Raw genomic sequence first — 20,893 nt, 5'->3', positions numbered from 1 at the left:
AAGAAATCAGTCCTCAACGCGAGGAGCGAGGAGGAATATCAGCTTGCCCTCGTCCCTTATCGGGTACTCCATCTGGAGGGGCATCTCGTTGCCGAAGCGGATTATAACCTCATCGGCCTTGCCGATGCCCTTTATCATGTCCGCGAGGTAGCTGATTCCATAGGCGCTCTTGGTGTCCTCCTCAACTTCGAGGTCGAGAAGCCCCTCGTCCTCAAGGGTGAGCTTTATCTCAACCTCATTGGTCTCGCCTTCAGCCTTCATGGTGAACTCGTTCTCGGTTGCGATGAACTTGAGGGCGTCGCTGACGAGTGAGGCGTCCTTAACTGCCTCCTTGAGAACCTCACCGAGGACGACAACCTTGGCGGTGAAGGGGAGCTCCGGAAGGTCAAGTTCGAGCTCCTCCACCTCGATAAGCGGGAGCTTGAAGGTTCTCTTGGCGGTTCCCTCAAAGGTTACCTCAAGGAAGTTCTCGTCGCCCTTTCTGAGAATGAGTGTGTCCTTGTTCTTGCCGCGCTTGAGTATCTTCTTGAAGTGATCCATGTTGATTCCTATGGTCTCTTCTTCCTCAACCTCGTACTTGGAGAAGATGCTCTCCGGGAGGTTGAGGTCTATGAGAACGACCCTGCTCGGATCCATCGCGCGCATTCCAATTCCTTCCTCGGTTATCTTGAAGGCCGCCTCGTCAATGAGGTTGCTTGCGGTGGCTATAAGATCGGCGAAATCCTTGGCACCATCAAAAACTATCTCGAACGGCATCTTTACCCCTCCTTTAATATATCGAGCATCAGCCTAACCCTTTCTTTGCCGCGGAATAAATAAGCTTTTCCGTTGTCGGTATCGGGTATCCTCCTGTAGGCCTCCTCAAGCTCCTTCAGGGCCTTCTCCGCGAGCTTTCTGAGGGTTTCACGTTCCAGTTCCCTCACTCGTAAGACCTCCAGACGTGGCCGCACTTGGTGCACTTGTAGAATATCGTGCTCGGCTCATCACCGGCCCTTGTCTGGAGCTCCCACCAGTAGGCCGTATCGTTGCCGCACTTCGGACAGGTGACCTTGGTGGTGGGCAGGGTCCTGACGTCCTGCTCGACGACGATAATGCCCTCATCCGGCTTGTGGTCGACCTTCTGCTTTATGACAGTCTTCTCCCTGTCCTTCTGTTCATCAAAAGGCTCTTCGTGGCCACATGAGCGGCAGATCCACACCTTTCTTTTTCGATCCGGGAGCATCAGGTTACCGCACTCTGGACAGAACTTCATCTTTCTCACCCCTTTAGCCGAGGGTTCGGTATGTAGGAGGAGAATAAAAAGTTTTGCCAAACTCAGCCAAGAATCTCAAACTCCACACTCACGTTCGTGCAGCCCAGCGGCCAGCCGCAGACCTCCTTGACGAGCTTGTATTTCCCTGGTGGGAGGTCGTAAAGCTGGGGGAAGTCTCCTGGGCTTTCGTTCTCCGGAAGGTATTTCAGGGTTATCTTCTGCCTCCACGAGCCGAAGGGGAGCACGTCATACAGGCGGGCGTTGAAGAAGAAGCCCTGCTTGATACGAGCCCACCTTCCGTCCTCCCTGCGGTACAGGGTGTAGGGCTGGCCGAAGTATATGGGTGTTAGACCGACATTTCTTATGGTCAGTTCAGGCTCTTCTCCGGGCAGATACGTGCGCTTGTCGAGATCCGTTGTAAAGTGAGGTCCGGTTAGTCCCCGGACGAGGAGTATCAGGACAGCGATTCCAGCGCTCCCCCTCCACCTCATCCGACCACCTCGAACTCGGCTGAAAGCTCCATCTCGCCGCTCCTGCTCCCACAGCGCCCCCGGTCGATGGTCACGGTCTTTACAATCCTGTACCTGCCGGGTGGAAGCGGTTCAAGCTTTCCTGGAGTACCCTCAGGGACGTGTATGACGAGGGGCACGGTCTGGCTCCAGCTGCCTCCGGGAGGTATTGTGTAGCCTATGGCCGTGAACGAGAACCCGAGGTCGAGTCCTTTCCATCTCCCGTCTTCCCAGTGGTAAAGCCTGTAAAAAGAGCCCACGAGAAGCGTCTCGCTCCCGGTGTTCCTTATTGTCAGGACAAGGCTTTCGCCGGGTCTGTAAACGGTTTTGTCGAGTTTAAGGATAGCCCCCGTCTCTGCCGGAGAGTCCCCGGTATCGGCACCCAGTCCCGCGTAAAGGACTATCGTGATGCCCGTAAGAAATATAAGAAAGGCCAGAAAGACTCCGTCCCTCATGACCCGTCCCCGGAAGCGCCCTTCTTTATTCCTTGATGTCGAACTCAGCCCCGACCTTAACCTTCGTGCCCTCAAGGTAGACCTCCTTGACTATCTTGTAGTGCCCCGGTTCAAGGCTGAGCCGCGAGAGGTCCACCTTCTGCTCCCAGCTCTCTCCGGGTTTGATTATGACTGCTATCTCAATAAAGGCCAGGTTGAGCTTGAGTTCCCTCCACTCACCGTTTTCCAGGCGGTAGAGGGCAAAGGCATAGCCGGTCGTGGCATTGACGCTTTCGCCGTTTGTTACCTTCAAAGTCAGTGTATCGTCTGGTGAATAAACCGTTCTGTCGAGCACCACCTTTATCCCCTGTCCCGGTGGAACCTTTCCCGTGTCTCCGTCGATGGCGGTGCTTCCGTTTGAGGAGGCAAGGAAGTATCCAACCGGAACCAGCAGGACTATAAGCAAGACGGGAACTATCTTCCTCATGGCTTTCCCCCATAGAAAAGTTGTTCCCGATGTTCTTAACGGTTGCCAACGCTTCAAAATGAATGGAAGTGATTGCATCCATCTTATTTTAGCCTCTTATTTGAGGGGGGCGGCGTCATACAAAACACACCCATCATTGGAAGGCCGACACCGCCTTAATTGGCTGGAAAAGGCTGTTTATAACCTTTTCTAAAACATGCTCCAGCGGAATTTTTCCAATTTTGGTGAGAAAGCGGAGTTTGTTGTTCCAGTCCCGGGATATCAAGTTTCAGCTTGAAAAGTAACCGATAAAAAAGAAGATAGTTGGAGATTCACTCTCTGAGCGGCAGGCCGTAGTCGAAGGAGTAGTAGACCCTCTGGAAGTTCATCCTGAAGTAGTAGACGTCGCGCTCGACCTTCTTCGGATCCTCCCTGTCGACGAGGACGCGCCTGATGAACCTCGCTATCTCCTTCATGTCGTCCTCCATCATTCCAACGCGGGTCATCTCCTGGACGCCTATGCGCAGGCCGCTCGGCTCGTTGACCTTCTCAAGCGGGTCCCAGGGCAGGAGGTTCTTGTTGAGGATTATGCCGGCCTCTTCGAGGAGCGGGGCAGCCCAACCACCTGCGGCCGGGTGGAGGTCTGAGACATCGACGATGACCTGGTGGCTCTCGGTGTAGCCCTTGTCCTCGCCGATGACCTTGAAGCCCTCCTCGGCCATTGCCTCCGCCAAGGCCTTCGCGTTCTTGACTATCTGGGCCGCATAGCGCTCACCGTACTCAAGCATCTCAGCGGCGGTAACGACCTTTCCGGCCATGTGGTGGAGGTGGTGGTTGCTCAGCACACCGGGGAAGATGGCCCACTGGAGCTTGGCTATCTCCTCGGTCTCGCCAAAGCGCTTGTAGAGGATTATTCCACCCTGCGGTCCCGGGAAGGTCTTGTGGGTCGAGGCGGTGATTATGTCAACGCCCTCGCGGAGCGGGTCCTGGAACTGCTTTCCGGCGATGAGGCCGAGAACGTGGGCAGCGTCGTACATGACATAGGCGCCGACCTCCTTGGCCACTGAGGCGAGCTCCTTGACCGGGTGCGGGAACGGGAAGAGCGAGCCACCGAACACGACTATCTTGGGCTCAAGCTCGCGGATGAGCTGGGCGGCCTTATCAACGTCAATGTTGAATTCATCGTTGTCGAAGGGCCAGGTGTGGACTTCAAGCCCGCGCATTCCGGCGGCACCGAAGGGCATGTGGCTTATATGCCCGCCGTGGCTGGTGTGGAGAACGATGGCCCTGTCGCCTGGCTGGGTGAGCCCGAAGAAAGCGGCCTGGTTGGCGTTGGTTCCAGAAATCGGCCTGAGGTCAGCAAAGTCGCTTCCGAAGAGCTTGGTGAAGAGTTCGACACCGATGAGCTCGACCTCGTCAACATACTTACATCCCTGATAGTAGCGCTGTCTCGGCCAGCCCTCGGCGTACTTGTGCATGAACCCGCTCTTAACGGCGCGAGTAACGCTGGGGGAGGTCACGTTTTCACTTGCTATGAGGTTTATTGTGTGGCTCCTCCACTTCTCATGCTCCTCCAGAAAGTTCAGAACCCTGTCGCGGTAAGCCTTGTATCCTTCAGCCATGGGAAACACCTCGATGGGGGTTTGAACGCCGGGAATATAAACCTTACCGCATCTGTTCACGTGTACAGAAAAGGACAGTGTGCCGATATCACCAGGGTGCGTGGGCTTAAAAATGAGAGAATCAGCGGCGGAGTTTCACCGCCAGCCACATGAGAATCGGCAGTACTATAAAGGCCAGCATGTCCCCCGTGTCGCCGGCGAAGGCCAGCACGTCGGCGAAGTTCCTGACACCGGCGAAGTAGATAGCCGCCGGCGGAACCACCGTTAGGACCCATGCCGCTTTTCTGCCCAGCTTCACAAACTCCTCGCTGTTGCTCTGCTGGGCTAGTGCTATGCCTATGTAGCTCGTCGTTATCGCGAGTAGCGGGATGAGGTTTCCAACTGCCTTACCAAGGTGGCCGTAGAGCAGTTCAAGTCCCTGCGTGGCTATCTGGGGCGTGTTCCTTCCGAAGACCAGCAGGAAGGCCGCCATGAAGACCGCATAGACGGCCGTGGGTATAAGGAAGGCGAGCACGGTGACCCTTTTGGTGTCCTCGTAGCTTCCGAGTCCCTTGTAAACGTCGGGGATTATGGTGTGGCAGCCGAGGGCGAAGATGGCGACGCCGGTTATGCTCAGTATCCCCCCGAGCTCGGTGTACAGGCCGTTGTCGAGTTCGGCGTGGGGGAGGAGCATCAGTGTGACACCCATGAAGAGGACGAGCATTACGTAGCTCATTATCAGCTCGGTCTTTCCGCTCGCCTCAAGCCCGCGGTAGACGACAAAGGATGCAAGCACCCAGAATATCGCCGCCCCGACCGTGTCGCTGACCCCAAAGAGACTGGCGAAAACGCTTCCCATACCCGCTATGTACGCCAGAAGTGCCCCAAAGCTCATTATGAATATGCTGACGTACATCAGCCAGCCGCCGGCCTTTCCAAGTATTCTGTTGGCCATGGTGCTCATCTGGGCCCCACCCATCTCGGCGCTGAACTTGAGCACTATAAAGGCCGTTGCGAGCATCAGAAGCATGACACCAAGGAGAACCGCCATCGCGGGAATCAGGCCCACTTTGCTGGCCGCGTAGGGGAGTCCCAGTACACCGGCGCCTATCTGGGTGCCAACGAGTATGGCGAGAGCCTCGTTCTTTGTTATGTGCCTCTTTTCAACCCGTATAGTGGTCGTTCTTATTGCCACAGCTCCCTTTCCCTTCCTCATCAGCTGTATGAGTGCGGCCCTTTTCCGGAGCTTTTTCCTCCTCGCCAGCGCCTGTCTCTCGGCGTAGTAGCGGCCGTATGATGTGGTAATCTTTTTTCTCGGCGTTCCATCGGCCACTGGCATTCCCTCACCCCCACTCAAATGTATTCATGAATACAATTTAAACCCTCCCACGAAAACTTGAGTCCCGCTTCAAAGATTATTCGGTTTAAGGCCGGAGAAGGCTCAAGACCGGGCAGGGTTTTTAAGGATATCCGAGTAGGTGGGAACATGATAGAGGAGGCTGCCAAACTCTTGGCCCGTTCGAGGTTCGCCATAGCGTTTACCGGTGCCGGAATCAGCGCCGAGAGCGGCGTCCCAACCTTCAGGGGCTTCAACGGACTGTGGAAGAAGCACCGCCCGGAGGAGCTCGCAACGCCCGAGGCATTTCGAAAGGACTCCTACCTCGTCTGGGAGTTCTACAGATGGCGCATGGGTTTGATACGGAAGGCCAGGCCGAACAGGGCCCACTATGCTCTGGCTGAGCTTGAGCGTATGGGGATCCTGAAGGCCGTCATCACCCAGAACGTGGACGACCTGCACCGCGAGGCGGGAACGAAAAACCTCATCGAGCTCCACGGCAGCATCTTCAGGGTGAAGTGCACCTCCTGCGGCTACAGGGAAGACCTGAAGGAAAGCGGACGCTTGGATGAGTTCCTGGCGGAGAAAGACCTCCCCCGATGTCCCGACTGCGGCTCGCTTCTCCGTCCGGACGTCGTGTGGTTCGGAGAGCCGCTCCCGAGGAAGGCCCTTGACGAGGCGTTCAGGCTCGCCGAGAGGGCGGACGTTGTTCTGGTCATAGGTACGAGCGGTGTCGTTTACCCTGCCGCGTACATCCCCCAGATAGTGAAGGAAACGGGCGGAAAGGTCATCGAGATAAACCCCGACGAGAGCGGGATAACGCCTATAGCCGATGTGTTCCTGCGCTGCCCGGCGGGGGAGGCGATGGAAAAGCTGATGAGCAGGATCGGGGTGTTGGTAGGATGAGCGGGAAGGTTCTTCTGATAGGTTTTCCCCGGGAGGAGGTCAAGGCGCTCCGGGAGGTTCTCCAGGTTCCGGTCTTTGAAGTTCCGGAGTACTGCAGGGACTGGGTGGTGGGTGAGGTCGTTGAAAAGGCAGAGAAGCTGAGCGGTTCGAGCTACTGGCACCTGAGAAAGTTCGTGATAATGCACGGCCTTGACAACGAAACGCTGAAGGAGGTGATCCGCTCCGTCAAGGCCCTCAACCTCGGCAGGGTGATATTCGCAACAACGACCGATACCTCCATCACCTGGAGGCTTGAAGACCTCCTAAACGAGCTGATGGCCGAGGACGAGTACTTCAAGGCCATGCGCTGGGCACGGGAGGAGGCCGAGAAAAGAAAGGGCCCCTTCCTCGACATCGGGAAGGGTTAAATATCTTGAGCGAGTAGAGTGCGGTGGGTGAAGGGATGATAAAGGTCGTGTTCTTTGACCTGGATGACACGCTTGTTGACACGAGCAGGCTGGCGGAGATGGCGAGGAAGAACGCCATAGAGAACATGATACGTCACGGTCTCCCCGTTGACTTTGACACTGCCTACCATGAGCTCCTTGAGCTGATAAACGAATACGGAAGCAACTTCAGCAGGCACTTCGACTACCTCCTAAGGAGGCTCGACCTACCAAACAATCCCAAGTGGGTCGCCGCGGGGGTAATAGCGTACCACAACACCAAGTTCGCCTACCTGAAGAGCGTCCGCGGCGTCAGGAGGCTCCTCCTTGAGCTAAAGAAGTCCGGCTACAAGCTTGGCATAATCACAGATGGCGACCCGATAAAGCAGTGGGAGAAGATAATCCGTCTCGAACTGGACGACTACTTCGACGGCGTCTTCATTTCCGACTACCTCGGCGTCAAGAAGCCGCACCCCAAGATATTCCAGAAAGCCCTGAGGAAGATGGACGTCGAACCCGGCGAGGCCATGATGGTGGGCGACAGGCTCTATTCCGACATCTACGGCGCCAAGCAGGTGGGCATGAAGACTGCATGGTTTAAATACGGCAAATACGCTGACAGGGAGCTGGAATACCTTGAGTACGCTGACTTTACAGTGGAGAGGCTTGAGGACGTCCTGGATATAGTCAGGGGGCTGAACCTTGAAGAGGAAGAGCGTCCAGATAAGGAAGTTCATGCTGATTGACTCAGCCTACAAGTCGAGGATACTCAGGGGGGACAAGGTCACCACGATACGCTACGGGGACTACGAGGCGAAGCCGGGGAGCGAAATATACCTCGTCGTGACCCCCAGCGACACCGCCATAGCGAAGGTCAGGATAACCCGCGTTGAAAAGAAGAAGGTCAGGGAGCTGACCAACGAAGACGCCAAACTCGACGGCTTCTCCGACGTCAAGGGACTCCTCCGTGAGCTGAACAAAATCTACGGCGAGCTCTACGGCGACGATGAGGTCACGGTAATAGGTTTTGAGGTCGTCAAGCGCTTTGACGACGGTATTCCCCTCAAATGGCTCAAAGGACTCAACTACCGCGAGCCGGCTGAAATAGCGCGCCTCTACCTTGAGAACCGGGAGAAGCTCAACCTCAACCGCGAGACGGACTTCATAATGCGCCGCATCTACAATGAAGGCCTCGGAAGGGCCGTGAGAACCTTCGGGCCGAAAAAAGTCCAGGGGGCCCTCCTCAAGACCTACCACGCACTCTACGGGGCGGGGATTATTTAGACCATGGAAAAGCTTTTTTACCGGTTTCACCTTCTTAAAGTGCCATGAAGCTGGAGAAGAACTCCCTCTCTCTGACCATTGCGGTCATCGCGGTGCTGGTTCTTGAGGCCAGCGGCGCGTTCCTTGGAATAAACGCATGGGTCAACTCAAAGCTTCCGCTGATAGACACCCCCCTCATGAACTTTCTGACGGCGCTTGGAGGCGACGTATTCCTGGCGCTCTTCGTGCCCTTTGCCCTCCTGACCGAGTGGAGGGAGAACGGCAGGGTTTCCCGGAACACGCTGGTTTTCATTCTCGCCGCTGCCGTCGGCCTTGCCGCCGTTGGTGCGCTTAAGTTTCTCTTTGCAAAACCCCGGCCCAGACCATACGAGCTAGGAATAGGGGGCTACGCCTTCCCCTCCGGCCACGCTTTCAGGGCGGCGATAATAGCCGCCTACGCCTCCGACCGCTGGAGGAAGTACGCCCCCCTCGCCTGGGCCTACGCCGTCGGAATAGCCCTTACTAGGCTCTTCCTCCACTATCACTGGTTCAGTGACGTCCTCTTCAGCCTGCTCTTTGCCCCCTGGCTCTACCTTCTGCTGAAATCGCTCATTGGGGTGAAGCCTGAATGAACGGTTTCCTTGAGGTCTTCCTGCTCTCGCTGATTCCAACCTTCGAGGGCCGCTACGCCATAGTCTACGGCATTGGAAGGGGATATCCTCTCTGGGAGACCCTTCTGGCAGCTTCCCTCGGCGTTTTAACCCTCTCACTCGTCCTCCCGGCTGTTCTGCCCTACATAGACAGGCTGATGCTCTGGCTGGAAGGAACGCCCCTCAGGAAGGTGGCACGCCTCTACCTCCACTACATCGAGCGGGTCAGAAAGAAGGCCCACCCCTACGTCGAGAGGTGGGGCTTCATAGGGCTGACGATATTTGTGGCGATACCCCTCCCGGGGACGGGCGTCTGGACGGGGGCTTTAGCGGCCTACCTGCTGGGAATAGAAAAGAGACAGACCGTCCCCGCCTTAGTCCTCGGCGGGCTCCTGAGCATGGCGATAACCCTGCTCCCGGCACTGGGGCTGTTGGGATAAAAAGGGAAAATCAGACGAGCTCCCTCCCCATCGTCTCCTCTCCCAGGGCCAGCACGTCCAGTGCACCGATTATGGCAACCACGGCAATGACCAGCACGGCCATGGCCGCGTTTCCGACTTCCATTATCCTCCCCGCCAGTATCGGGGCTATGCCGCCGCCTATCCTCGCCATCGCCCCTGCCCAGCCGGTTCCGGTGCCCCTGACCTCAGTCGGGTAGAGCTCCGGCGTGTAGGCGTATATCGCACCCCAGGCTCCGAGGTTGAAGAAGCTGAAGGCTATAGCGCTCGCTATTATCGCCCCCTCGTTGCCCGAACTGGCCGCGAGGTAGAAGCCGACTCCCGCTATTCCAGAAAGCAGGAGGTAGTAGGAGAGCGTCTTCTTCCTGCCGATCCTTTCGAGAAGGTAGGCGGCACTCCAGTAGCCGGGAAGCTGGGCAACGGCCGTTATTATGAAGTACTGGAAGCTCCTGAAGACCGTTATGCCAAGCGTCGCGGAGAGGAACCTCGGCAGCCAGATGAAGAAGCCGTAGTAGGCGAAGGCTATGCTGAACCAGGCGATGGTCAGCATGAGCGTCGTTTTACCATAGCGCCTCCAGAGGTCTCCCACGGAGGCTTTTCTGCCCTTTTTAACCTCCTCAAGCTTCACTTTGACGCCGAATATCTTCCTGAGGGTCTCCTCGGCCTCTTTAACCCTTCCCTTGATGAGCAGGTAACGGGGCGACTCCGGGAGCGTGAGCAGGAGCGGCAGGATCAGGATTATCGCCCCGCCGAAGAGGAGTATGCTCCTCCAGTCGGCCCTGACGAGCAAAGCCACGACGCCGATTATTATCGTTCCAACAGCCCAGAAGCTCTCAAGGATTGAGATCATCGCCCCCCTAACCGAGCGGGGCATGAACTCGGCGAAGTAGGAGCTCGCGACGGGAAGCGAACCGCCGAGGCCGAGGCCGACGATGAAGCGGAGGACTATGAGCTGGTCGAGGTTGCCGGCGAAGGAGCTTATTATCGAGCCGAGCGAGAAGGTCGAGACCGCGAGAACCAGCGTCCTTTTCCTCCCTATCCTGTCGGCGGCGTAGCCGAAGAGCCACGCCCCGAAGAGCATTCCGAAGAGTGCCGCCGAGCCGAGGGAGCCGAGCTTCGTCAGGCTCCCCTGAAATGCCGGGTCGTTCTTGAGCAGGGCTATGACGAACCCCGCCGAGATTGTGTTCACCGCTATGAACGCCCACACCGTCCCGAGGACGGCTAAGAGCGTGTAGTGGAACTTATTCAACCGGGAGTTTTCGATGGCCTCCATTTTCCCACCCCCGCTCTTTGTAAATGTGGAGGAAGTTTTAAGCATTTTCAGGGTTTTGCTCCTCAAGTCCTAGCGGGGAGAAGGATTAAAAGAAAGAAGACTGGGCGGAGACTTACTTCGTTGCCCTCGTTATCCCGACGTCCTTCACAAGAACGTAGGGCGTCGAGACCGGCGTTCTGACCTCCCACCAGTGGATGTGGTAGGGGTCCTTTCCAAGGGCCGCGATGCTCTCCAGTATGTGCTGGAAGTTGTCGCTGACGCGGATGTTTCTAATTGGCTTCAGCTCTCCGTTCTCGACGAGGAATATTCCGTCCCTCGGGATGGTCGAGAAGTCCCCCGCAACGTAGTTCTGGAAGCGCGTGTACCAGACGTTGGTTATGTAGATGCCCTTCTTAACCTCGCTGAACAGCTCTTCCTTTGAGTAGTCGCCCGGCTCAAGGACGATGTTCCACGCGTGCGGCATTATCAGGCCGGCGTTGGCCGTTGTCTCAGCCCCGTACTTCCTCGCCATGCTCGTGTTGAGGAGGAACGTTTTGAAGGTTCCGTTTTCAATTATGGTCGTCTCCCTTGTCGGGACGCCCTCGTCGTCGAACTTCCTGCTTCCGTAGCCGTTGGGCATGTTGCCAGCGTCCTTTATCGTCACCATCTCGTTCGCGACCTTCTGGCCGAGCTTGTTCACCAGGAAGCTGAATCCGGCCTCGGCGGCGTAGGCAGAGGTCATGAAGCTCATGTAGCTGAGCAGGTTGGCAAACGCTAACGGGTCAAAGATGACGTCGAACTTCCCTTCAGGCCCCTGCTCCGGGTTTCTCGCTAGGCTCGCAATCTCGCCGGCCTTTCTGCCCGCGCTCTCGGGGTCGAACTTCTTGAGAACGCGAACCGAGTTCGTCCCGTGGCCGCTCTCAAGGTCGCCGATGAAGGCGCGAACGCTTATCTCTATGCCCGTCCCCTCGTCGAAAGCCTCAACGCCGTTGCTCGTCGTGAGGTAGATTTTGTTGTGGTCGGTGTAGAGAACACCGGCGACACGCTTAGCTCCCTCCTCAAGGGCCGCACTAATGGCAGTTTCAACATACTCGTTCGGCTCGTCGAGCTCAACTATCGCCTTGTCGAAGGTCTCGGGGATGTCCTTGTACTCGAACGGCCCCTCGGCTATGCCGTTGTAGTCCTCCTTTGGGGCCATGCCCTTCATGTTGGAGAGGAGCGTTTTGAGTGTCCGCTCAATGTTCTCCTCGCTCAGCTCGGTTATCGTCGTTCCTGCAACGCGCTTCTCCAGCTCCACGAAGAGCTCGACCTTCCTCTCGTGCCAGTTCTTGGCGATGGTTATCTCGTTGTTGGCGAAGCGGACCTGCCTCCTGTTGGTCTCGTAGCCGAGGACGACGACGTCGCCGAAGCCGAGCTCCTTAGCCTTCTTCAAAATGAACTCATTAACGTCGAACATCTCCACCACCTCACGGCCTCCTCAGGGGTATATCGCGCAGTCTCGCGTGGGCACCGCCCATCCAGACAGGGACGCCCTGTCCCGGCTCACCCTTGCCGCAGGTTCCGGGGTAGAAGGCGACCTCCTTCCCCACCGCGTCAACGCTGCTCCACAGTGCCCTCGTCGTTATTTCAAGGATGGGCCTCCTGACCGGGTGCTTTATCTCGCCGTTCTCGATGAGGTATGCCTCCCTGCCGATGTACCTCTGCTGATATCTTCTATCGTCGATGTTCCACTCGTTGAAGCTCACCATGTAGACGCCGAGCTTCACATCTTCAATCAGCTCCTCGAAGGAGTAATCGCCTGGAGCCAGATAGGTGTTGGCCATTCTCACAATCGGCTCGCGGTTGTAGTTTATGGCCCTCGCGGAGGCGTTTGACCTCTGGCCGAGCTTGGCCGCGTATTCCCTGTTGGTGAGGAACTCGGTGATTATCCCGTCCTTGATGAGGTAGCGCGGCCTTGCCTTCACGCCCTCGTCGTCGTAGAGGTAGAAGCCCCAGCTGTTCGGCAGGGTCGGGTCTTCGATGACCGTAACTACCTCGCTCCCTATCCTCTCGCCGAGCATGTCCGGTTTCACGAAGCTCTCTCCAGCCTGGGCCGCTTCCCTTCCGAATATCCTGTCGGCCTCGTATGGATGACCCACGCTCTCGTGGACTGCTATCCCAGCCACCTCGGGGCTTATCACGAGGTCAACCTTTCCCTCCGGCGGCTTCTTGCCCTCGTAGATGAGCCTCTTGAGTGCCTGGACATCCTTCGCCGCCCAGTTCCAGGGCTCATCCTTCTCTATGAGCTCCAGCCCTCCGGAAAATGCCCTCTGAACGAAGGGCGCCTGCTCCATCTGGCCGTTCTCGAACACCACAAGGTTGTACATCGTCGAGACGCGGGGGATGACGCTCTCGATGAACGCTCCATCGCTGTTGACTGTGATCTTGTGCCACACCTGGTCGGAGTAGCCCAGGTAGCGCATCGGCACGTTCACGCCGGTGGCCTTTACCTCCTCCTCGATTTTTCTCAGGAGTTCGAGCTTCTCCTCCGGAGAAACGTCGCGGAAGTCCTTGCGCATTTTGACCTCGTAATAAACTTCGTGGAAGTCCTCATCGCTGAAGCGTATGGGCTCGTTCCTCACCCTGGAGGCCGCCTTCGCTAACTTGATCGCCTTTTTGACTGCCTCGCTCACGCTCTCCTTCGTTAGGACGTTGGTTGATGCAAAACCCATTCCCCCGTTAACGAGGACACGAATTCCCATGCCCCTCTCGGCCAGAATCTCCAGCCCTTCAGGGTTGCCGTTCTTCATTGCCAGAGAAGTGCCGTTCTTCTCCTCGAAGCGCGCCTCCGCGTAGCTCGCCCCCAGTTCGAGGGCCTTCTCAACGGCGAACTCTACAAGTTCATGCATGCACATCACCTCGGTTTACTGCATAGAATAGTGCCCTCCGGAGTATAAAAATCTTTTCGCTTAGATGGAGGTCGAAAAGACTCGCAATCTTTAAGTTTTCTTAAGCAGAATAAAGCATGGTGAGGGCATGAGCGAGAGCGTAAACATCGACCTGATCCTCAGGGACATCCAGCTCATGAGGAAAAAACTGGACGAGATAGAGGGTGAGCTCCTCAAGCTAAAAATCCGGGAGCTTGAGGAGGAAGAGGTTACCGATGAAGAGCTTCAAGAGCTTGAGAGACTGTCAAAAGAAGCCAGAGAAAGCGGAATCCCCTGGGAGGAAGCGAAGGAGGCTGTTGGATTCCCATAAAATAGTTTGCAAGGCTATTCTAGACTTAATCTTGCAAACGGATTCTCAACAGTTTTGATCTCAATGCCCCCTCTGGAGTATCGTGCCATTATAAAAACTCCTGTCTTGAGTGTGACAATAACAGTAGGTCTGAACTTTATTGATCGGTGAGTTGAGTGAGAGAGTCCCCAACAGACATAATCTATACTAAGTTGAGCTTCCGCAAGCGGTCCCCTAAGCTCAAGTGCCTTTTCCAGAGCGGCTTTTACGAGGGGATAAAGTTTGTGGTCGGGATTTGAGTTGAACTTGCCGATGAGTTCTTTGATCCGTCCCGTATGGAGAGCCGAAAAGGGAAATTCTCCATAGAGTTCTTTTTCTAGGGATGCCCTTTCAGATCTTTTCTTGCAGAGGTTCAGTTCATATTCAATGAACTCTGCAGGGAGGCTGTATCTGAAGTTTCTACCTTTTTTAACCCTTACATCATCGAGTTTCAGGCCTTTAGATGTGAGCCATTCCATGAGGTCTCTTTTGAGCTCACGGTCAGTCAGTTCATATCCCAAGAGCTCTCTAACTAGAAGTTTTACATCTCCAAGGTTTATGGATTTATCCTCCTCGCTCACATTAATCCCCATAAACATTTTGGTAATGGATTTAAAACTTCTCCTCGCACTCGCACGGCTTCTTCCCGCAGTAGGGGCAGACGCCGGGATACTTCTTCTTGGCGGCTTCTTCTATGTCGATGTCGAGGAGGTTCGCCAAACTAGCGAGCCAGGCCAAAACGTCGGCGAACTCCTCCTCCATAGCCTTCCGGTCGTTCTTCCTTATCGCCTCGCTCAGCTCCCCCACTTCCTCGACGAACCAGAGAAAGGTTTTATCCACTCCCCTCTTCGAGTCCTTGTGGAAGTAGATTTCCCTGATCATCTCTTGGAATTCACTGATCTTCATCTCTCCCACCCGAAAGAAGGGGAAGAAAGGGGCTTAAAAATCACTCGCTCGCAACTTCGATGAGCTTCCTCATGTGTATCTCCACCGTGTCGAAGACCTCCGCTGGAACGTCGCCGGATTTGACTATCAGCGGCAGCTCGGTGCAGCCAAGGATCACTCCCTCGATGTTTTCCCGCTCTATGTAGCGGTTGATGAGGTCGAGCACCCAGCCCCTGCTGGCGAAGTTCTCGAACATCAGCTCCTCGGTGATTATCCTGTGGAGCTCGTCCATCTCCTCCTCACTGGGAGTGACCACCTCGAAACCTGCCTCGCGGAGGGCGTTTTTGTAGAAGTCCGCGGTCATCGTCGTCTTGGTGCCGAGGAGGAGAACCTTCTTAACGCCCCTCCTCTTCATTTCCTCGATAAGCGCATCTATTATGCTCACCATTGGAACGCCGATGGCGCCCTGAACGTCGGGGAAGACTATGTGCGGGGTGTTGGCCGATAGGGATATTATCTCTGCCCCCGCCCTCTCAAGCGCTCTGGCGGCGTTTATGAGTATCTCCTTCCTCCCCTCCCAGCCGTTAGGGTTGTGGATGAATTCCTTGAAGTTTATCGAGTAGATTATCAGTTCGGGGAAGACGTAGGGCTCGAACTTTTCGCGGCTTATCTCCAGGTATTTCTTGTAGTAATAACACGTTGCCTCGGGGCTGGTTCCGCCGATTATGCCTATCTTCTTCATAAGAACCACCAAAGTGAGGGAGTTTTCCGGGTTTATCAGGCTTTCGGAAGGTTAAAAGAAAATTTCTTCAAACGTGTAGGAAAGCTTGGTTATGACTCCCAGCTCATCCCTCCAGGCGCATATGGGGATGCCGTTGTACGTGCCCTCCAGGATGGAGGGGTCATAAGGGACCGTTCCAAGGAGCGGGACCTCCAGTTCCTCTGAGATGAACTTTTCCAGGGCTTCGAGGTTTTTCTCAGGTATAAGAGGCCTGTTGAGTATAACCCAGAAGTCCTCGATCCCGAGATGAAGGAACTTTCTGATTGCCGAATCCACCCAGTCGTTGAGATTCCTCAGGGGGACTGTGCTGGGGTCTATGACCAGTACCTGGTAATCAAGCTCGGAAACGAGGGGGTGGGCGTCTATCGGAAGCCCCGATGGAAAGTCAACAAGAACCGCACCGTATGCACTTTTGAAGTATTCAATTAGTGTGGTGAGGCCTTTAAACGACAGTCTGTGTCTGATGGGGGCGTTTGGGTCGCCGAGGAGAAGGTGGAGGTTCTTGATTTCCAGATAGGGGTACGTCAGCCATTCCAGATCCATCCGGAGGTTCTCAAGATAGGAGTGGATGGTGTACTTCGGTGTGACCCCGAACTGGAACGCAAGGTTTGGAAAGTACAGGTCGGCGTCGATGAGAAGAGTCCTGACGCCTCTCATGGCTAAGCATGCCCCAATATTTGCAGTCAGGGCGGTCTTTCCACTGCCCTCAAAGCCGGTTATCCCTATTACCACCATCCCGGCTCACTCTGTAACGGTTCCTGACAATAATAAAACTGGGCGGCAAAGTTCAAAAATCTTTCTTGATTGCCCAGAACTGTGGTGTCACTTGGGCATCTCCCTCACGTGAACGTCGAGCTGCGGGAAGGGAATCTCGATTCCTTCCGTGGTGTAGAGCTCGTAGATGCCCTTTGTCAGGTCGCCTCTTACCTCCCAGTAGTCCTCTGTCCTGACCCAGGCGCGGAGCTGGAGGTTTATCGACGAATCGGCAAGGGCTGTTATCACAACTCCCGGTTCAGGATCATCGAGAACCTTGGGATGGTTTTTCATTAGGTTCATCACCAGCTTTATCGCCCTGTCGAGGTCTGTTCCGTAGGCGACGCCTATGTCCACATCAACCCTCCGGGTGGGCATCCTCGTGTAGTTTACAATTATGCTGCCCCAGACGAGCTTGTTGGGTATGGTTATTATCCTGTTGTCCGGCGTCATGAGTACCGTTGACATCAAACCAATGCCGCTGACCTTTCCAACCTGGCCGGAAACTTCAACAACCTCGTCAATGTCTATCGGTCTGAGTGCGGCGATCCAGACTCCTGCTGCGAGGTTCGTGAGGGTATCCTGCAGGCCAAGGCCCAAAATCAAGCCCACGACGGCCGAGAGGCCGAGGATGAGCGGGGATACGGAGATCCCTACCGCACCTAGGGCTACTATTATGACAGTGAGGTACAGGAGTATCGACAGGAACCTGGCAAGGAACTCCATCACAAGAGGTGGGAGCTTTGTCCCCCCCATGCCCTTTTTGAAGAGCGAGATCAGAATCTTCGACACAACGTAACCGGCCACCAGAATAATCAGCGCGGAGATTATCTGGAACGGTGTAATCCCTATGTATGAAAGGGGCTCATTCAGAGCCGCCATGGTATCACCCCGAATAGTTTTCAAAAAAAGTTGGTTAAAGTGCAGAAAAGGCTTTTCCTTTTCAGCCAAGTATTGAAATTATCTCATCAAAGATCCTCTCGGCCAGTTCGCGTTTGCTCATTCTGGGCAGTTTCTTGGTGAAGTCCCTGCCCACGAGAACGACCTCGTTCTCCTCGCTGCCAAAGGCGCTGAGCGTGTTGGCCACAACGAGGTCACTTCCTGCCCGTTCGATTTGTTTCCTTGCTTCTCTAACGAGTTCTTCATCACTCAGACCGGTCTCTGCCTTGAACCCGACCAGAAAAACGTCCGGCTGGAGTTCCTTTATCCTGTCTATTATCTTCGGCGTTGGTTCAAGCTCAAGGGTTAGGGTTTTTCCGCTCTTTATCTTCACGCTGGCCTTTTCCTTAACGCGAAAGTCGCTGACCGCCGCTGCGAGGACGACGATATCGTATTTTTTAGACCTCAGCTCGTTCTCTATCGCCCGGAGCATCTCCTCGACGGTCTCGACCTCAATCTGGTTCTCCACGAAGCTCGGAACACTCCCCTTCGTCCTGATGAGCGTTACCTCGGCCCCCCTGAAGTCGGCTTCCTCCGCTACGGCCACTCCCATCCTGCCGCTGCTCGCGTTCGTGATGTAGCGGATGGGGTCTATGTACTCCCTAGTCGCACCGGCCGTTACGAGAACGCGCTTTCCTTCGAGCGTTTTTGGGTGGAGTTTCCTGATCACGCGGTAGACTATCTCTTCCGTCGTCGCAACCTTGGCTTTGCCCTCCTCGAATCTCGGCCCTATGAACTCGACGCCGAGTTCTTTGAGCTTCTCAATGTTCTGAACGACGATCGGGTGCTCGTACATGCTGGAATGCATCGCCGGGGCAATCATGATGGGCGTGTGGGCGAAGGCCGTTGTCACGACGGTCGTAACGGGCGTGTCGTCTATGCCGCAGGCGATTTTTCCTATCGTATTGGCAGTGGCGGGGCAGACGAGGATCAGGTCGGCCTTGTTCTCGTGCTCCCCGGCGAGCTCGACGTGCTCTATGAAGCCTGTAATCTCCGTCACGACCGGATTCCCGGTGGCGAACTCCATCGCGTAGGGGTGGATTATCTTGGTGGCGTTTTCGCTCATGACGGCGTGTACCTCTGCACCGTGCCTTATCAGCTCCCTCGCGAGCTTGACGCACTCCACAGCTGCTATACTGCCCGGAATTGCAAGAACGATTTTCTTCCCGAGAAGCTTCCGGCTCTTGGTGGCGTGAATAAGCTTAACATGGTGAAGCATGATGGCACCTCCAGAAGGGGTTGCACTAACTCATATATAATACTTAGGAGGTTCAGAGCTCCCTCACGGCGTCATCTTCGAACTTGCTCACCTCTTCCTTCGTTCCCACCCACACGACTATCGTCGGCTCGACCGTTATCATTCCATCTCGTATCATTGGTTTTATCTCTCCTATGGCCTTCTCGATTTTGTGCCCCCTGTCAACGGCCTCTATTATGATGGGCAGGTCTGCCGAGAGCCTCATAACGTCAGCCGAGTGAACCCTGCTCTTCTTGCCGAACCCGTAGATGCCCCGGTAGACGGTCGCACCGGCGATGCCCATCCTGCGGAGCTTCTCCACTATCGCCTTGTAGAGGGGCTTTCCATTAAAGCGGTCGTTCTCACCTATGTAGATGCGAAGGCGAAGCGTGTTCCAGTGCTCGACTTCAACCACAAGATCACCTCCTTGCAAGGACAAACCCGAGGAATATTAGGCCTATTGTGATTATAACGTTTGCCGAGATGTTCAGAAGGGCCAAAGAGTACTCCCTCTCGCGCAGGAGTGAAAAAGTCTCGTAGGAGAACGTCGAAAAAGTGCTTAGTGCCCCGCAGAAGCCCGTTCCAAAGAAGAGCCTCCACTCGGTTGAGATGCCTATGACCCAGAAGAGCAGGCCGTACAGATAACCCAGAATCAGGCTGGCTATGCTGTTTACGAGGAGGGTTCCAACTGGAAAGTCCCTGTAAACCGGAAGTATACCTGAGATATAGAACCTCGCCAGCGCGCCCAAGGCCCCACCGAGCATTATTGCGGCAATTATCCTGACGTTCATTTTTCTCACCCTGCGTTCTGGCCTTCCCGTTTCCCCGGGGTGCGTCGTGCGACCCCTACTTAAGATTTTGGGATGTCGAGATAGGGATCCCAACCTCTTCCATAGTCGTTTTCCCTTCGTACTGACGTTCCCTCTGGTATTCATTCCTGTTCTCCTGGGGACCTGTTTTGAGTCCACTGTGGTTGGTCGGATGTGCAGGCCACTTCAACTGTGGTGGCACTGGTTGGGAGGTTCGCGGCCGGAGTTCTGGATCCCTCTATTCTCCACAGAAAGCTTCTGGTTTGGGCTTTCCTCATTTTTTCCGCCGAAGTTGAGGTAGTAGTGTATCTTCTCCTCGACTTCGCTGTAGTCCCTCTTCGGAAGCCCCAGGTGTTCCCGGAGTCGTTTGTTCTCGGCGATCATAGCCGAAAGCTGTATCGCAAGGTTCTGGTTGTCCATTGCAATATAGTATGAGCGGAACTTTAGGGGGGACCATTTGCCTTCCAGCTCGTAGAGCTCCCCATCAAGCCGAGCTATCTCCTCCTGGAGCTTTTTAAACGTCGTCTCGTTGGCCTTGGGATCGTCATCAATGTAGCCGTGCAGGAGGATTATCCTGATCGCCTCCTCAACCCGGAAATCGTAGCGTTCACAGAGTTCCCTAATTTTCTCAAAGGTCCCGTCCGCAATCTTGAACGTTACCCGTCGCCAGCCCCTCTTTGGCCTTACCGTGATCTTCATTTCTTCATGGCCTCCAGCTCCGCTCTAAGCCTCTTGTTCTCCTCGCTGAGCTCTTTCCGGAATGCCATCAGAAATTCCTTGTCCCGCTTTGCCATCTTTTCAAACTCCACGAGTTCGGCATAGCTTGCCCTCATCTCAGCAAGCTTTTTCTCCACCCTGTCCTTTCCTTCGAGAAGGAGGCGGAGCTTCAGAACCCTGAGCGTCCTCTCCAGCCCCTCCAGGTCTCGGAACCTTCTCTCTATCTCGTGCTTGTTATCCCTTATGGCCTTCAGTTCCTCGTTTGTGACCTCTATCTCCACGGGAACACCCTCCTTGACTTTTTGTTGCCGGTTCTCTTCACTGTCACGCCCGTTTCAAGACCCTTCAGGGCTTCTATCGTCAGCGGAAGTGCCGATATCTCCTCCTTCGTTGGCCGCTCCCTGGCCCTGTAGTCGAACTTGTCAATGAACGCACCAAGCCTTTCCCTGAGTATCCTCAGCTTTTCAATATGGACCCTCTTCAGCCTTTCAGCCGCAGTGGGATTCTCCCGCTGGAGAATTTGAAGGAGCATTCTGTAATGATGCCTGCAAAGTACCGATTCGGAGCGCTCGTATTCGGGGAGGAGCTCTTCGACCCTTTCCGCAAACGCCTCTACCGTGCTTCTCTCCTTCTCCTCCATAAGCCTGCAGAGGAAGCATTCTCCCTCCTCCGGAGTCTCGCCCCGCTCAAGGTACGTTATGTACGTCCTGAGCATGTGCTCGTAGATTATGGCCACACCCAGCGGCCCCAGCAGCGGTTCCGAATACGCTTTTCCCAGGGTCTTCCATGCGTGGTAGGTGCAGAGACCGAGACTCTCCTTGAACTTCTCCCTCACGCCCGGGTTGTTCACGTGCTCATACAGTATCGTGTCTATCTCGGACTCCTCGTATTTGTGGAGTGTTCTGCAGACGGGACAGCCCTCTCCGAGGGCGTCCCTTAGGTACATACCTATCAAGTCCATGCCT

29 protein-coding genes are annotated in these 20,893 nt (G+C 55.4%); 7 read left to right on the top strand and 22 right to left on the bottom strand.

Going from position 1 to position 20,893, the window contains the following annotated elements; translation table 11 throughout:
- Positions 1 to 6: 6 nt before the first annotated feature.
- From ACZ5M3_RS02000 to ACZ5M3_RS01965, 8 genes are all read right to left on the bottom strand, one after another.
- A complete protein-coding gene (locus tag ACZ5M3_RS02000; protein ID WP_297092458.1) occupies positions 7 to 756 on the bottom strand; it encodes a DNA polymerase sliding clamp in 750 nt (249 codons plus the stop codon).
- 2 nt (positions 757 to 758) lie between these two features.
- On the bottom strand, positions 759 to 923 hold the full coding sequence (locus ACZ5M3_RS01995; protein ID WP_297092461.1) for a hypothetical protein: 165 nt from the start codon (positions 921 to 923) through the stop codon (positions 759 to 761).
- A complete protein-coding gene (locus ACZ5M3_RS01990; RefSeq protein WP_464840050.1) occupies positions 920 to 1,252 on the bottom strand; it encodes a transcription factor S in 333 nt (110 codons plus the stop codon). Before ACZ5M3_RS01990 ends, ACZ5M3_RS01995 begins: the two co-directional genes overlap by 4 nt.
- A gap of 62 nt (positions 1,253 to 1,314) precedes the next feature.
- The gene (locus ACZ5M3_RS01985) at positions 1,315 to 1,743 is read right to left on the bottom strand and encodes an immunoglobulin-like domain-containing protein (RefSeq protein WP_464840049.1); all 429 of its coding nucleotides are present in this window, start codon (positions 1,741 to 1,743) and stop codon (positions 1,315 to 1,317) included.
- Positions 1,740 to 2,216 (bottom strand): immunoglobulin-like domain-containing protein, encoded by a 477-nt coding sequence (locus tag ACZ5M3_RS01980; protein ID WP_464840048.1) that lies wholly within the window; start codon positions 2,214 to 2,216, stop codon positions 1,740 to 1,742. Before ACZ5M3_RS01980 ends, ACZ5M3_RS01985 begins: the two co-directional genes overlap by 4 nt.
- Before the next feature lie 25 nt (positions 2,217 to 2,241).
- On the bottom strand, positions 2,242 to 2,682 hold the full coding sequence (locus tag ACZ5M3_RS01975) for an immunoglobulin-like domain-containing protein (protein WP_464840047.1): 441 nt from the start codon (positions 2,680 to 2,682) through the stop codon (positions 2,242 to 2,244).
- Between the two features lie 311 nt (positions 2,683 to 2,993).
- Positions 2,994 to 4,283, bottom strand: coding sequence for a serine hydroxymethyltransferase (glyA, locus tag ACZ5M3_RS01970; protein WP_464840046.1), 1,290 nt, complete (start codon positions 4,281 to 4,283; stop codon positions 2,994 to 2,996).
- Between the two features lie 121 nt (positions 4,284 to 4,404).
- Positions 4,405 to 5,601, bottom strand: coding sequence for an aromatic amino acid transport family protein (locus ACZ5M3_RS01965; protein ID WP_464840045.1), 1,197 nt, complete (start codon positions 5,599 to 5,601; stop codon positions 4,405 to 4,407).
- A 147-nt stretch (positions 5,602 to 5,748) separates the two neighbouring features.
- On the opposite strand from ACZ5M3_RS01965, the gene cobB reads away from it, so the two are divergent.
- From cobB to ACZ5M3_RS01935, 6 genes are read left to right on the top strand one after another with little or no spacing between them, the layout of a single operon-like run.
- Positions 5,749 to 6,504, top strand: coding sequence for an NAD-dependent protein deacetylase (gene cobB, locus ACZ5M3_RS01960; protein WP_464840044.1), 756 nt, complete (start codon positions 5,749 to 5,751; stop codon positions 6,502 to 6,504).
- Positions 6,501 to 6,911 (top strand): DUF3783 domain-containing protein, encoded by a 411-nt coding sequence (locus tag ACZ5M3_RS01955; protein ID WP_464840043.1) that lies wholly within the window; start codon positions 6,501 to 6,503, stop codon positions 6,909 to 6,911. The genes cobB and ACZ5M3_RS01955 overlap by 4 nt, the downstream gene beginning before the upstream one ends.
- 35 nt (positions 6,912 to 6,946) lie before the next feature.
- The gene (locus ACZ5M3_RS01950) at positions 6,947 to 7,675 is read left to right on the top strand and encodes a TIGR02253 family HAD-type hydrolase (RefSeq protein ID WP_464840042.1); all 729 of its coding nucleotides are present in this window, start codon (positions 6,947 to 6,949) and stop codon (positions 7,673 to 7,675) included.
- Positions 7,632 to 8,213, top strand: a complete 582-nt coding sequence (locus tag ACZ5M3_RS01945) for an ASCH domain-containing protein (protein ID WP_464840041.1) — start codon at positions 7,632 to 7,634, stop codon at positions 8,211 to 8,213. The genes ACZ5M3_RS01950 and ACZ5M3_RS01945 overlap by 44 nt, the downstream gene beginning before the upstream one ends.
- 44 nt (positions 8,214 to 8,257) lie before the next feature.
- Positions 8,258 to 8,824, top strand: coding sequence for a phosphatase PAP2 family protein (locus ACZ5M3_RS01940; protein ID WP_464840040.1), 567 nt, complete (start codon positions 8,258 to 8,260; stop codon positions 8,822 to 8,824).
- Entirely contained in the window at positions 8,821 to 9,282 is a 462-nt protein-coding gene (locus tag ACZ5M3_RS01935; protein WP_464840039.1) for a COG2426 family protein, read from the top strand. The genes ACZ5M3_RS01940 and ACZ5M3_RS01935 overlap by 4 nt, the downstream gene beginning before the upstream one ends.
- 10 nt (positions 9,283 to 9,292) lie before the next feature.
- Here ACZ5M3_RS01935 and ACZ5M3_RS01930 read toward each other — a convergent pair whose 3' ends face one another.
- The 3 genes from ACZ5M3_RS01930 to ACZ5M3_RS01920 form a co-directional block, all read right to left on the bottom strand.
- Entirely contained in the window at positions 9,293 to 10,573 is a 1,281-nt protein-coding gene (locus ACZ5M3_RS01930; protein ID WP_464840038.1) for an MFS transporter, read from the bottom strand.
- 112 nt (positions 10,574 to 10,685) lie between these two features.
- Positions 10,686 to 12,008, bottom strand: a complete 1,323-nt coding sequence (locus tag ACZ5M3_RS01925) for a TldD/PmbA family protein (RefSeq protein WP_464840037.1) — start codon at positions 12,006 to 12,008, stop codon at positions 10,686 to 10,688.
- A 10-nt stretch (positions 12,009 to 12,018) separates the two neighbouring features.
- Positions 12,019 to 13,440, bottom strand: coding sequence for a TldD/PmbA family protein (locus ACZ5M3_RS01920; protein ID WP_464841026.1), 1,422 nt, complete (start codon positions 13,438 to 13,440; stop codon positions 12,019 to 12,021).
- A 127-nt stretch (positions 13,441 to 13,567) separates the two neighbouring features.
- On the opposite strand from ACZ5M3_RS01920, the gene ACZ5M3_RS01915 reads away from it, so the two are divergent.
- Positions 13,568 to 13,789: a hypothetical protein gene (locus tag ACZ5M3_RS01915; RefSeq protein WP_464840036.1), complete on the top strand. Its 222-nt coding sequence runs from the start codon at positions 13,568 to 13,570 to the stop codon at positions 13,787 to 13,789.
- A 14-nt stretch (positions 13,790 to 13,803) separates the two neighbouring features.
- Here the strand turns inward: ACZ5M3_RS01915 and ACZ5M3_RS01910 are convergent, their stop codons facing one another.
- The 11 genes from ACZ5M3_RS01910 to ACZ5M3_RS01860 form a co-directional block, all read right to left on the bottom strand.
- On the bottom strand, positions 13,804 to 14,388 hold the full coding sequence (locus ACZ5M3_RS01910) for a hypothetical protein (protein WP_464840035.1): 585 nt from the start codon (positions 14,386 to 14,388) through the stop codon (positions 13,804 to 13,806).
- 31 nt (positions 14,389 to 14,419) lie between these two features.
- The gene (locus ACZ5M3_RS01905) at positions 14,420 to 14,713 is read right to left on the bottom strand and encodes a MazG nucleotide pyrophosphohydrolase domain-containing protein (RefSeq protein WP_464840034.1); all 294 of its coding nucleotides are present in this window, start codon (positions 14,711 to 14,713) and stop codon (positions 14,420 to 14,422) included.
- Positions 14,714 to 14,753: 40 nt separating this feature from the next.
- A complete protein-coding gene (locus ACZ5M3_RS01900; protein WP_464841025.1) occupies positions 14,754 to 15,434 on the bottom strand; it encodes an aspartate/glutamate racemase family protein in 681 nt (226 codons plus the stop codon).
- A gap of 51 nt (positions 15,435 to 15,485) precedes the next feature.
- A complete protein-coding gene (locus tag ACZ5M3_RS01895; protein WP_464840033.1) occupies positions 15,486 to 16,208 on the bottom strand; it encodes a MinD/ParA family ATP-binding protein in 723 nt (240 codons plus the stop codon).
- Positions 16,209 to 16,295: 87 nt separating this feature from the next.
- Positions 16,296 to 17,108 carry a mechanosensitive ion channel family protein gene (locus tag ACZ5M3_RS01890; protein ID WP_464840032.1) on the bottom strand — a complete coding sequence of 271 codons (813 nt, stop codon included), beginning with the start codon at positions 17,106 to 17,108 and terminating at the stop codon, positions 16,296 to 16,298.
- A 61-nt stretch (positions 17,109 to 17,169) separates the two neighbouring features.
- A complete protein-coding gene (gene coaBC / locus ACZ5M3_RS01885; RefSeq protein WP_464840031.1) occupies positions 17,170 to 18,384 on the bottom strand; it encodes a bifunctional phosphopantothenoylcysteine decarboxylase/phosphopantothenate--cysteine ligase CoaBC in 1,215 nt (404 codons plus the stop codon).
- 52 nt (positions 18,385 to 18,436) lie between these two features.
- Positions 18,437 to 18,817 carry a DUF190 domain-containing protein gene (locus tag ACZ5M3_RS01880; RefSeq protein WP_464840030.1) on the bottom strand — a complete coding sequence of 127 codons (381 nt, stop codon included), beginning with the start codon at positions 18,815 to 18,817 and terminating at the stop codon, positions 18,437 to 18,439.
- 4 nt (positions 18,818 to 18,821) lie between these two features.
- Positions 18,822 to 19,193 carry a fluoride efflux transporter CrcB gene (gene crcB, locus ACZ5M3_RS01875; RefSeq protein ID WP_464840029.1) on the bottom strand — a complete coding sequence of 124 codons (372 nt, stop codon included), beginning with the start codon at positions 19,191 to 19,193 and terminating at the stop codon, positions 18,822 to 18,824.
- A 204-nt stretch (positions 19,194 to 19,397) separates the two neighbouring features.
- A complete protein-coding gene (locus ACZ5M3_RS01870; protein WP_464840028.1) occupies positions 19,398 to 19,910 on the bottom strand; it encodes a hypothetical protein in 513 nt (170 codons plus the stop codon).
- On the bottom strand, positions 19,907 to 20,209 hold the full coding sequence (locus tag ACZ5M3_RS01865; protein WP_464840027.1) for a hypothetical protein: 303 nt from the start codon (positions 20,207 to 20,209) through the stop codon (positions 19,907 to 19,909). The genes ACZ5M3_RS01870 and ACZ5M3_RS01865 overlap by 4 nt, the downstream gene beginning before the upstream one ends.
- Positions 20,200 to 20,889, bottom strand: coding sequence for a DUF6062 family protein (locus ACZ5M3_RS01860; protein WP_464840026.1), 690 nt, complete (start codon positions 20,887 to 20,889; stop codon positions 20,200 to 20,202). The genes ACZ5M3_RS01865 and ACZ5M3_RS01860 overlap by 10 nt, the downstream gene beginning before the upstream one ends.
- Positions 20,890 to 20,893: the final 4 nt, after the last annotated feature.

The organism is Thermococcus coalescens (genome assembly GCF_055392585.1).
Note: the sequence above shows the minus strand (reverse complement) of the source record. Positions and strands in the feature narration are given on the sequence as shown.

Coding starts and splice junctions, on each gene's coding strand:
- ACZ5M3_RS02000 (WP_297092458.1), bottom strand. CDS start 756: ATGCCGTTCGAGATAGTTTTTGATGGTGCCAAGGATTTCGCCGATCTT.
- ACZ5M3_RS01990 (WP_464840050.1), bottom strand. CDS start 1,252: ATGAAGTTCTGTCCAGAGTGCGGTAACCTGATGCTCCCGGATCGAAAA.
- ACZ5M3_RS01985 (WP_464840049.1), bottom strand. CDS start 1,743: ATGAGGTGGAGGGGGAGCGCTGGAATCGCTGTCCTGATACTCCTCGTC.
- ACZ5M3_RS01980 (WP_464840048.1), bottom strand. CDS start 2,216: ATGAGGGACGGAGTCTTTCTGGCCTTTCTTATATTTCTTACGGGCATC.
- ACZ5M3_RS01975 (WP_464840047.1), bottom strand. CDS start 2,682: ATGAGGAAGATAGTTCCCGTCTTGCTTATAGTCCTGCTGGTTCCGGTT.
- glyA (WP_464840046.1), bottom strand. CDS start 4,283: ATGGCTGAAGGATACAAGGCTTACCGCGACAGGGTTCTGAACTTTCTG.
- ACZ5M3_RS01965 (WP_464840045.1), bottom strand. CDS start 5,601: ATGCCAGTGGCCGATGGAACGCCGAGAAAAAAGATTACCACATCATAC.
- cobB (WP_464840044.1), top strand. CDS start 5,749: ATGATAGAGGAGGCTGCCAAACTCTTGGCCCGTTCGAGGTTCGCCATA.
- ACZ5M3_RS01955 (WP_464840043.1), top strand. CDS start 6,501: ATGAGCGGGAAGGTTCTTCTGATAGGTTTTCCCCGGGAGGAGGTCAAG.
- ACZ5M3_RS01950 (WP_464840042.1), top strand. CDS start 6,947: ATGATAAAGGTCGTGTTCTTTGACCTGGATGACACGCTTGTTGACACG.
- ACZ5M3_RS01940 (WP_464840040.1), top strand. CDS start 8,258: ATGAAGCTGGAGAAGAACTCCCTCTCTCTGACCATTGCGGTCATCGCG.
- ACZ5M3_RS01935 (WP_464840039.1), top strand. CDS start 8,821: ATGAACGGTTTCCTTGAGGTCTTCCTGCTCTCGCTGATTCCAACCTTC.
- ACZ5M3_RS01930 (WP_464840038.1), bottom strand. CDS start 10,573: ATGGAGGCCATCGAAAACTCCCGGTTGAATAAGTTCCACTACACGCTC.
- ACZ5M3_RS01925 (WP_464840037.1), bottom strand. CDS start 12,008: ATGTTCGACGTTAATGAGTTCATTTTGAAGAAGGCTAAGGAGCTCGGC.
- ACZ5M3_RS01920 (WP_464841026.1), bottom strand. CDS start 13,440: ATGCATGAACTTGTAGAGTTCGCCGTTGAGAAGGCCCTCGAACTGGGG.
- ACZ5M3_RS01915 (WP_464840036.1), top strand. CDS start 13,568: ATGAGCGAGAGCGTAAACATCGACCTGATCCTCAGGGACATCCAGCTC.
- ACZ5M3_RS01905 (WP_464840034.1), bottom strand. CDS start 14,713: ATGAAGATCAGTGAATTCCAAGAGATGATCAGGGAAATCTACTTCCAC.
- ACZ5M3_RS01900 (WP_464841025.1), bottom strand. CDS start 15,434: ATGAAGAAGATAGGCATAATCGGCGGAACCAGCCCCGAGGCAACGTGT.
- ACZ5M3_RS01895 (WP_464840033.1), bottom strand. CDS start 16,208: ATGGTGGTAATAGGGATAACCGGCTTTGAGGGCAGTGGAAAGACCGCC.
- ACZ5M3_RS01890 (WP_464840032.1), bottom strand. CDS start 17,108: ATGGCGGCTCTGAATGAGCCCCTTTCATACATAGGGATTACACCGTTC.
- coaBC (WP_464840031.1), bottom strand. CDS start 18,384: ATGCTTCACCATGTTAAGCTTATTCACGCCACCAAGAGCCGGAAGCTT.
- crcB (WP_464840029.1), bottom strand. CDS start 19,193: ATGAACGTCAGGATAATTGCCGCAATAATGCTCGGTGGGGCCTTGGGC.
- ACZ5M3_RS01870 (WP_464840028.1), bottom strand. CDS start 19,910: ATGAAGATCACGGTAAGGCCAAAGAGGGGCTGGCGACGGGTAACGTTC.
- ACZ5M3_RS01860 (WP_464840026.1), bottom strand. CDS start 20,889: ATGGACTTGATAGGTATGTACCTAAGGGACGCCCTCGGAGAGGGCTGT.